General features: G+C 74.3%; 9 protein-coding genes. 1 reads left to right on the top strand and 8 read right to left on the bottom strand.

Annotated elements, in window-relative coordinates; genetic code table 11:
* Positions 1-8 precede the first annotated feature (8 nt).
* The 4 genes from I4I81_RS04630 to cobC all read right to left on the bottom strand — a co-directional run bounded on the left by I4I81_RS04630 (position 9) and on the right by cobC (position 3,734).
* Complete coding sequence (locus I4I81_RS04630; protein WP_372453677.1) at positions 9-665, bottom strand: histidine phosphatase family protein; 657 nt, start codon at positions 663-665, stop codon at positions 9-11.
* Positions 662-1,399 carry a zinc ribbon domain-containing protein gene (locus I4I81_RS04625; protein ID WP_225924483.1) on the bottom strand — a complete coding sequence of 246 codons (738 nt, stop codon included), beginning with the start codon at positions 1,397-1,399 and terminating at the stop codon, positions 662-664. The genes I4I81_RS04630 and I4I81_RS04625 overlap by 4 nt, the downstream gene beginning before the upstream one ends.
* Positions 1,396-2,550, bottom strand: coding sequence for a Nif3-like dinuclear metal center hexameric protein (locus I4I81_RS04620; protein WP_218605489.1), 1,155 nt, complete (start codon positions 2,548-2,550; stop codon positions 1,396-1,398). Before I4I81_RS04620 ends, I4I81_RS04625 begins: the two co-directional genes overlap by 4 nt.
* Before the next feature lie 86 nt (positions 2,551-2,636).
* Positions 2,637-3,734 (bottom strand): Rv2231c family histidinol phosphate aminotransferase CobC, encoded by a 1,098-nt coding sequence (gene cobC, locus I4I81_RS04615; protein ID WP_218605488.1) that lies wholly within the window; start codon positions 3,732-3,734, stop codon positions 2,637-2,639.
* Positions 3,735-3,757: 23 nt separating this feature from the next.
* Here cobC and I4I81_RS04610 point away from each other — a divergent pair, with 23 nt between their 5' ends.
* Positions 3,758-4,216 (top strand): low molecular weight protein-tyrosine-phosphatase, encoded by a 459-nt coding sequence (locus tag I4I81_RS04610; RefSeq protein WP_218605487.1) that lies wholly within the window; start codon positions 3,758-3,760, stop codon positions 4,214-4,216.
* Between the two features lie 20 nt (positions 4,217-4,236).
* On the opposite strand, the gene I4I81_RS04605 is transcribed toward I4I81_RS04610, so the two are convergent.
* From I4I81_RS04605 to I4I81_RS04590, 4 genes are read right to left on the bottom strand one after another with little or no spacing between them, the layout of a single operon-like run.
* Positions 4,237-5,157: a GNAT family N-acetyltransferase gene (locus I4I81_RS04605; RefSeq protein ID WP_218605486.1), complete on the bottom strand. Its 921-nt coding sequence runs from the start codon at positions 5,155-5,157 to the stop codon at positions 4,237-4,239.
* A 45-nt stretch (positions 5,158-5,202) separates the two neighbouring features.
* Positions 5,203-6,597 (bottom strand): WS/DGAT/MGAT family O-acyltransferase, encoded by a 1,395-nt coding sequence (locus tag I4I81_RS04600; RefSeq protein WP_218615838.1) that lies wholly within the window; start codon positions 6,595-6,597, stop codon positions 5,203-5,205.
* A gap of 9 nt (positions 6,598-6,606) precedes the next feature.
* Positions 6,607-7,833, bottom strand: a complete 1,227-nt coding sequence (locus I4I81_RS04595) for an SAM-dependent methyltransferase (RefSeq protein ID WP_218603295.1) — start codon at positions 7,831-7,833, stop codon at positions 6,607-6,609.
* Positions 7,833-9,227: an FAD-binding oxidoreductase gene (locus tag I4I81_RS04590; RefSeq protein WP_218615837.1), complete on the bottom strand. Its 1,395-nt coding sequence runs from the start codon at positions 9,225-9,227 to the stop codon at positions 7,833-7,835. The genes I4I81_RS04595 and I4I81_RS04590 overlap by 1 nt, the downstream gene beginning before the upstream one ends.
* Positions 9,228-9,252: the final 25 nt, after the last annotated feature.

Genomic DNA, 9,252 nt, shown 5'->3' with positions numbered 1-9,252 from the left:
CCCGACGATCATCCCGCCGGGTGGTGGCTGGTGTCGTTGACCAGCCGGACGCTCGTGCCGCCGTCGGGGTAGTAGGCCACCTCGGACAGGCCCGCGAGGTCCAGGTGCATCCGGTAGAGGATCTCCGGGCCGGCGCCCAGCGCGTCGCGCAGCAGCATCTTGATCGGTGTCACGTGGCTGACCACGACGACCGTCGTGCCCGCGTGCGCCGCGAGGATCGCGTCGCGCTCGGCCGCGATGCGGTCCGAGACCTCCGCGAAGCTCTCCCCTCCGGGCGGGGAGACGTCCTGGCTGCCCAGCCACAGCGCGTGCAGCTCGGGGTCGCGCAGCTTCGCCTCGCCGAACGTCAGGCCCTCCCAGGCGCCGAAGTCGGTCTCGATCAGCCCCTCGCGCACCTCCAGCGGCGCGTTCGTCGCCTCGGCGACGGTGGCGGCGGTCTGCCGGGCGCGACGCAGCGGCGAGCTGACGATCGCGCCGATCTCACCGGCGATGCGGCCCAGCCGGACCGCGGCGCCCGCGGCCTGCGCGTGCCCGAGCGCGGTGAGCTCGGGGTCGCCGTGCCCGGAGTAGCGGCGGTCGACCGACAGCTCGGTCTGGCCGTGGCGCAGCAGCAGCAGGCGCGTCGGCTCGCCCTTCTGCCCGGTCCACGAGTTCGACGCCGTCACAGGCCGGACTCCGGCGTGCGGACCAGGATCACGCCGCACTCCTCGCAGTGCACGACCTCGTCGGGCGCGGCGGCCTTGAGCGCGGAGATCGCGGTGCGGTCGACGTCGAGGCGGCAGGCCTGGCAGCGGCGGGCCAGCAGCAGCGCCGCGCCGGTGCCGGTGCGGGCGCGCAGGCGCTCGTAGGCGGCGAGCAGGTCCTCGGGCAGCGTCGCGACGACCTCCTCGCGGGCCCGGCGGCGACCGGTCTCGCCCGCGTCGATGTCGGTGAGCGCGGTGTCGCGGCGCTCGACGATCGTGGAGATCTCCTTCTCCGCGGCCTCCAGCGTGACGCGCGCGTGGCCGAGCTGGCCCTCCAGCGCCTCGCGCTGCTCCATGATCTCGAGCTGCTCGTCCTCCAGCACCGACTGCCGCCGGGCCAGGGTCTCCAGCTCGTGCTGCAGCTCGGAGGCCTGCTTAGCCCCGATGCCGGATCCGGAGAGGAGCTGGTTGTCGCGCGCCGTGCGGGTGCGGACACCGTCGACGTCGCGCTCGATGCGGCGGATGTCGCGGTCGAGGTCGCTCGCGTTGGTCTCGGCCTCCACGACCGCGTCCTTGGCGGTGCGCACCGCGGCCTCGGCGGCCGTCAGCTCGGCGTGCTCGGGCAGCGAGGTGCGGCGGTGGTTGAGGCGGTTGAGCTCGGTGTCGACGCCGGCGAGGTCGAGCAACCGCCGCTGGACGGCGGGTTCGGCTTTCATGGGGAGGTCCTTCCAGAGGCGACGGTCCACGGATCGGTGCGCCGGTCCGAGACGTGGACCTCGACGCTACCGCCCGTGGCCGCACGCACCACGTCCGCGGCCTGCGCGCACCACGGCCACTCCGACGCCCAGTGGGCGACGTCGACGAGCGCCGGCGTCGGTCCCCCCGGGCCGGTGCCCGCGAGGAGGTGCTCGGAGGCCGGGTGGTGGCGCAGGTCGGCGGTGACGTAGACGTCGACGCCCGCCGCGATCGCCGCGCCGAGCGCCGAGTCACCGGCCCCGCCGCACACCGCGACCCGCTCGACCAGGCGGTCCGGGTCGCCCGCGGCGCGCACGCCCCACGCGGTCGGCGGCAACGCGGCGGCGACCCGTTCGGTGAAGGCGCGCAACGGTTCCGGCTCGGCCAGGCGGCCGACCCGGCCCAGCCCGAGAGCCGACGGGATCTCGGCCAGCTCGAGCAGGTCGAACGCCGGTTCCTCGTAGGGGTGCGAGGCCCGCAACGCCGCGACGACCGCGGCCCGCTTCCCCCGCGGCAGCACCATCTCCAGGCGCGTCTCCGCGACCCGCTCCAGCCGCCCGACCCGGCCGATCGCCGGCTGCGCGCCGTCGAGTGGCTTGAACTGGCCGGTGCCGGCGGAGGCGAACGAGCAGTGGCTGTAGTCGCCGATGTTGCCCGCGCCCGCCGCCGACAGCGCGTCGTGCACCGTCGTGATGGCCGGGCCGACCGGGATGAACGTGACGATCTTGTCGAGCGGCGGCAGCGGGGCCCCGACCAGCGGGCCCTCCACCGTCAGGCCCAGTGCGGCGGCGAGCGCGTCGGAGACGCCGGGGTCGGCGGAGTCGGCGTTGGTGTGCGCGGTGAACAGCGCCGTACCGCCGCGGATCAGCCGGTGCACCAGCGCACCCTTGGGGGTGTCGGCCCCGACACCGTGCACGCCCTTGAGCAGCAGCGGATGGTGCGTGACGAGGAGCTGCGCACCGATCTCGGCGGCCTCGGCGACGGTCTCCGGCACGGGGTCGACGGCGATCAGCACGGTGGTGACGGATTCGGACGGGTCGCCGCAGACGAGACCGACGGCGTCCCAGTCGGCGGCGAGGCGGGGCGGGTAGGCGGCCTCGAGGGCGGAGACGACGTCGGCGACGGTGGTCACTGCGTCCTTCCCGGTCGCTGCGTCCTTCCCGGTCACTGCGTCCTTCCCGGTCGCTGCGTCCTTCCCGGTTACTGCATCCCTCCTGGTCACCGGGGCCCTCCCGATCGCAGCATGGCCACCTTCACGCCATCCGGTTGCGTGAAGGTGGCCATGCTGCACTCCAGGGCGGCCACCAGCCTCGCCACCGCCGCGGCCGGGCGCACCGCGACCCGGATGTGGTCCGGTCCCAGGCCCGGGAAGGTGTCGCCGCGGCGGACCGCGATGCCCGCCTCCCGCAGCTCGCCGCGTACCCGCTCGCCGTGCCCGTCGGGCAGGCGCAGCAGCAGGTAGGGCGCGCGCCCGGGCAGGACCGTGACGCCGTCGACGGCCGACAACGCGGCGGCCTGCTCCGCGCGCAGCAGGGCCAGCGTGGCCGCCGCCTCCTGCGCCTGCGCGACCGCGGCGGGCTCGCAGCAGGCGATCACGGCCTCCAGCGCGGGTGTCGACACCGGCCACGGCGGCCGGGTGCGTGCGAGCCGGGCCAGCAGGTCGGGAGCACCGAGGGCGTAGCCCGCCCGCAGACCGGCGAGCGCCCAGGTCTTCGTGAGGCTGCGGAACACCAGCGGCCCCGGTTCCCCGGCGAGCGACTCGGTCTCCCCCGGCACCGCGTCGGCGAACGCCTCGTCCACCAGCACGACCCGGCCGGGTGCGGCGAGTGCCCGCACGTCGTCGGCGGGGTGCAGGACGCCGGTGGGGTTGGTCGGGTTGCCGACGACGACGAGGTCGGCGCCCGCGGGCACGTCGGCGGGACGCAGCCGGTGCCCGTCGGTGGCGGAGGTCAGCACGCGGGTGACCGGCACGCCCCCGTCGCGCAGCGCGGCCTCGGGCTCGGTGAACCCCGGGTGCAGCACGGCCGCGAGCCGCGGGCGCAGCGTGGGGAGCAGCGCGAACCCCTCGGCGCTGCCCGCGAGGACCAGCACCTCGTCGGGGCGCCTGCCGTGGCGGGCGGCGACCGCCTCGCGCGCGGCGCGGTCGTGCGCGGCGCCCGGGTAGCGGCCCAGGTCGTCGAGGACGGCGGCGATGCGGTCGCGCAGCCAGCGCGGCGGGCCCGTGCCCTGCACGTTCACCGCGAAGTCCAGCAGCCCCGGCTCGGCGTCGACGTCGCCGTGGTGACGCAGCCCATCGTGCTGCGGGGCGTGATCCATGTTCCGCACCCTACGGTGGAGCGGTGCATGTGGTTTTCGTCTGTACCGGCAACATCTGCCGCTCCCCCATCGCCGAGAAGGTCTTCGCCGCCGAGCTGGAGCGGGCGGGCCTCTCCGACGGCGTGACCGTCACCAGCGCGGGCACCGGTGGCTGGCACGTCGGCGCCCCCGCCGACGACCGCGCCGCCGCCCTGCTGCGCGCGGAGGGCTACCCCGACGGGCACGCCGCCCGCCAGGTCGACGCCGAGCAGCTGGGCGCGGAGCTGCTCGTCGCGCTCGACCGGACGCACCTGCGGGCGCTGCAGCGGATGGTCCCCGAGCCCGACCGCGTCCGCCTCCTGCGCTCGTTCGACCCGGCCGCCCCGGAGGGCGCCGAGGTCCCCGACCCCTACTACGGCGAGGCCGACGGGTTCGCCGACGTGCTGGCGATGATCCGGGCCGCGGTCCCCGGCATGCTCGACTGGGTGCGCGATAACCGCTGACCCGGCGGCGCCGCGGCGTGTCAGCGCCAGTCGTCGAGGACGTAGGCGTCCGGGCGGTCGTAACCGGGACCGTTCGGGCGGTGCATCGTGACGCCGGGGGTGTCCGTGCGGAAGCCGCTCGCGAGCAGGTGGCGGTAGGCGTCGTGCCGGCCGGTGTTGACGCCCGCCACCAGCCGCCGGGCCCCCGCCGCGGCCGCCCAGCCCTGGCACGCGGCCAGCAGGCTGTCGAACGCGTCGCGGGCCTGCGGGCCGGGCGTGACCGCGGCGAACTTGACGAACGCGATCCCGGTGCCGGCCTCCGAGCCCGCGCCGGTGTGGCAGACGGCGAGCCCGGAGGGTGCGTCGGGGTCGCCGACCAGCACGACGTCGCCGAGCCCCTGGTCGAGCACGGACCCGATCTCGCCCGTGACGTCCAGGCCCGCGTGCAGTGCGTCGGTCACCGCGAGGCACCCCGCGACGGCCGCGGCCCGGTCCTCGGCCGCCGAGAGCAGCCGCCCTGCGGGTGGCTCCGAGCCGGTCACCTGCCGCGACATGATCGCGGTGAGGAACCTCGGCCAGAAGCCGAACTTCTGGTAGAGCCCGTGGTGGCGGGGGCTGTGCGCGAAGGTGAACAGGCCCTGGTGCGTCACGCCCCAGTCGGCGAACACCTCCATCGTGGCCACCATCAGCCGCGACCCGACGCCGGCGTCCCACAGCTTCGGGGCGACCGAGAGCGGCCCGAACCAGCCGACGTCGCCCCAGCGCGAGACCACGTTCGACCCCACCAGGTCGCTGCCGTGGTACGCCCCGAGGACGGTGGTGTGCCCCGCGCGGAACCGGGTGCGCAGCAGGTCGGTGTCGCCGAACACGTCGGATCCGAGGAACGTGCCGAAGGCGTCCCGGAAGATCTCGTCGGCGACGTCCAGGTCGGTGGCGCCGAGCGGGTGAACGTCGATGTCCATCCACGCACTATGCCGTGCTCCGAACGGCGGCAGCCGACTGGTCCGTCAGGGGATGGTCGCGACCAGTTCGGCGAGTGAGTCGCGCAGTGCGGCGGCGAGCACGGCGACGTCCGGCATCGCGTCGCGGTCGGCGGTGAGCCCGTAGTGCATCGCCCCGTCGTAGGACGTCACCCCGATCGCGACGGCCTGCCCGCCGGCCAGCGGGACCACCGGGAACATGTCGGCCATCCGCGCGCCCAGCGCGTAGAGCGGGCGGGGCGGGCCGGGCACGTTCGTGATCAGCACGTTGTAGAGCCGGCTGGAGTACTGGCTGGTCAGCCGCGCGGCGAGGCTGTGCACGACCGGCGGGGCGAGTCCCACGAGCCCGATCAGCCGGGCGGCTCCGACGGCGCGCCCGCCGCGCTTGTGCGCCTCCATCGCCCCGCGGACCGCGGCGAGCCGGGCCACCGGGTCCTCCTCGGCCACCGGCAGGTCGACGAAGTACGCGGAGATGCTGTTGCCCGCACCCGACCCCGAGGCGCCGGACCGCGCCCGCACCGAGACCGGCACCAGCGCGCGGACGGTCGTGTGGTGGGTCAGCGGCTCACCGCGGCTGATCATCCAGCGTCGCAGCCCCCCGGCGACGACGGCGAGCACCACGTCGTTGACGGTTCCGCCGTGCGCCCTGCGGACGGCGCGGTGCTCGGCGAGCGGGGTGCGCGCGGTGCCGTAGCGGCGCTGCGACCCGGTGACGGCGTTGAGCGGGTGCACCGGACGGGTGCGGGCTGCGGTGCGCCCGGTGTCGAGCGCGGCCTCGACCGTGCGCCCGACCGCGGTGGCGGCGTAGCGGACGTCGCCGAGGATCCGGCCGGTCACGTCGAGGGCGAGCTGCGGGCGGCGCATGGTGTCGAGCACCGCCGACGCCGCCAGCTCCAGGCCCCACGGCTCGCGCGCGGGCCGCCACTCGTCGTCGGGGGTCTCCCGGGGTTCGGGGGTGAGGTCGAGCAGCACCGCCCCGATGTCGACGGACGCGAGCCCGTCGACCATCGCGTGGTGGGTCTTCGTGACCACCGCGAGCCGCCCGTCGGCCAGGCCCTCGACCAGGTAGATCTCCCACAGCGGGCGCGAGCGGTCGAGCCGGCGCGACAGCAGCCGCCCGACCAGCTCGTGCAGGACCTCCTCGGTGCCCGGCGCGGCGAGCGCGGAGCGCCGGACGTGGTAGGCGAGGTCGAACTCAGGGTCGTCGACCCACACCGGCAGCCCGAGCCGGCCCGGCACCTCGCGCACCTTCTGGCGGTAGCGCGGCACCAGCCCGAGCCGTCGCCCGATCAGCGCGACGAGCGCATCGACGTCGAACCCCTCACGGGGCTCGAACGTCATCACCCCGCCGACGTGCATCGCCGTCGTGTCGTGCTCGGCGTAGAGGAACGACGCGTCCAGCGGTGAGAGTCGGTCGGGCACGGAGGAGTCCTACCACCCCCGCAGCGGGAAGCCGGAACGGCCGTCCCCGTGCACCCGCTCCCCGAGCACCTGGTGCAGCTGGATGTTGTCGCGCTCGAACCCGAGCCGGCACGCGGCCATGTAGAGCCGCCACACCTTCGCCTTGCCGATGCCGACCTCCGCGACGGCCTCGTCCCAGTGCGCCTCCAGGTTGTCGCCCCACCCGTGCAGCGTCCGCGCGTAGTGCTCGCGGAAGTTCTCCTCGTGGCGGATCTCGAACCCGGCGTCGTTCATCGTGCCGATCACGTGGCCGACGGTGTGCAGCTCGCCGTCGGGGAAGATGTAGCGGCCGATGAAGGGGTCGAGCCGGCGGGCGGGCGTGCGCGACTCGGTGATGCAGTGGTTGAGCAGCCGTCCGCCGGGCTTGAGGCGCGCGTGCAGCGAGGCGAAGTAGCTCGGCAGCTGCGCGCGCCCGATGTGCTCGGTGAGCCCGATCGAGCTGATCGCGTCGAACTCGGTCTCCGGGGCGTCGCGGTAGTCGACGTGGCGCACCTCGGCGAGGTCGTCGAGACCACGGCGGGTGATCTCGGCCTGCGCCCACGCGGCCTGGTTCGCCGACAGCGTCACCCCGAGCGCCTTGACGCCGTGCTCCGCTGCCGCGTGCATGACCATGCCGCCCCAGCCGCAGCCGACGTCGAGCAGGCGCATGCCCGGTGCCAGCGCGAGCTTCTGCGACACCAGCTCGTGCTTTTCTGCCTGCGCCTCCTCGAGGGTCGCCGTGGCGGTCGGGTAGACCGCGCAGGTGTAGGCCATCGACGGGCCGAGCACCCACTCGTAGAAGGTGTTGGAGACGTCGTAGTGGTGCGAGATGACCTTGCGGTCGCGCGCCCTGGAGTGCAGCCGGCCCGGCGGGACGAACTCGAACTCCGGCGGCGGCATCCGGTGCTTGAGCCACACCGGCACGAGCTGGCGCGCCAGCTTCACCCGCTGGGCGCGCGAGATGTCGTGCAGGATCACGTCCGGCATCGCGGCGAGGATCCCGTAGAGCTCGCCCTCGACCTCGATCTCCCCCGTGACGTACCCGCGCGCGAGCCCGAGCGTGCCCGGTGCCGTCACCAGCCGGGCCATCGCCCGCGGTGAGGTGATCCGGATCGCCGCCTCGGCGCTGTCGGGCCCCGCCTTGCTGCCGTCGTAGCCGATGATCCGCACCGGTACGTCGGCACCGAGGACACTCGAGATGATCTCTGCGACCTGCATCATGGCCTCCCCGTGACCTTGGTGTAGAGGTCGGGCAGCCTGCCGTCCGGGTCGTAGCGATCCTTGAGCGTCCGGTAGGCGGGCCCGTTGTAGTGCTGCCAGAACTCAGGCTCGTCGTAGTGCACCGTGGAGTACAGCGACTTGTGGCCGCCGAGCTCGGCGACCAGCCCCTCCACGCGTCTGTTGTGGCCCTCCGGGTCGCCCGGGACCTCGGGCACCGTCGACCAGAACCCCACGTTGACGTACAGCTCGTGGGGCTGCATCGGGTACAGCGGCCAGGTGCGGCTCGATCCGTCCTCCATGACGCGCAGCCTCAGCGGGCACAGCCACACCGGCTCGATGCCGACGTCGCGCTGGAACGCGTCGAGGAACTCGGGCAGCCGCCCCACCGGGATCTCGACGTCCTGGATCACCGGCTCCTCCTGGGGCTGCCGAAGCAGGCTGCGGATCCGGGAGGAGAAGCGCGTGCGGCGGTCGAGCGCGACGATCCGGCGGTACACGTCGGACCGGCGGAGGCGGCCCGGCCACACGCGCCGGACCAGCGGGTGCTGCGCCCCGAGCGCCGCGGAGCACCAGAACCAGTCGGTGTCCCAGCGCCACAGGTAGTCGTGGATCGTCAGGTGGTCGACGGTGCGCTCGCGCACGGACTTGTAGAACACCTGCTGGCCGGTGTAGTCGCTGACTCCGGGGCCGGGGTCCTCGGTCAGGTACGCCAGCGTCAGGTACTGCTCGTCACGGGTGAACACGACGCCGTCGACGAAGTCGGCGGGCCCGGAGCACGCCTCCTCGATCGCCTCGACGAGCTTCCCCGTCGGCACCCGGTGGTGCTCCAGCCGCACGTAGGGCATGACGGGCAGCAGGTCGATCTCGAGGCGCAGCGCGTAGCCGAGCGTGGCGTAGGAGTTGGCGAACCCGGCGAACAGGTCGGCGTGCTCGCCGTCGGGCCGCGCGGTGACCAGCTCCCCGCTCGGCAGCAGCACGTCCATCTCGCGCACCGACTCGTGCGGCAGCCCGTGCCGGAACGACGTCGACTCGATCCCCAGCCCCGTCACGGCCCCACCCAGGGTGATCGTCTTGAGCTGCGGGACGACCAGCGGCATCAGGCCGTGCGCGAGCGTGACGTCGACGAGGTGCTCGTAGGTGGTCATGCCCTGCACCTGCGCGGTGCGCGCGACGGGGTCGACCTCGATCACCCCGGTGAACGCGGACGTGTCGAGCCTGCGGTCGTCGGCACCGGCGGTACCGAACCGGAACAGGTTCGACGTGCGCTTGCCCAGACGCACCCGCTCCCCCGGCGGCACGGCCCGGTACTGCCGTACGAGCTCGGCGACGGCGGCGTCGTGCACGGCGCGGGGGACGGTGGGCGGGGAGGTGACGTGCAGCCCGGCGCTCATGTCGAGCGACGCTAGTACCCCGGTG

The sequence above is a fragment of the Pseudonocardia abyssalis genome (assembly GCF_019263705.2).
Taxonomy (GTDB): Bacteria; Actinomycetota; Actinomycetes; order Mycobacteriales; family Pseudonocardiaceae; genus Pseudonocardia; species Pseudonocardia abyssalis.
This window is presented reverse-complemented; position numbering and strand designations above follow the sequence as displayed.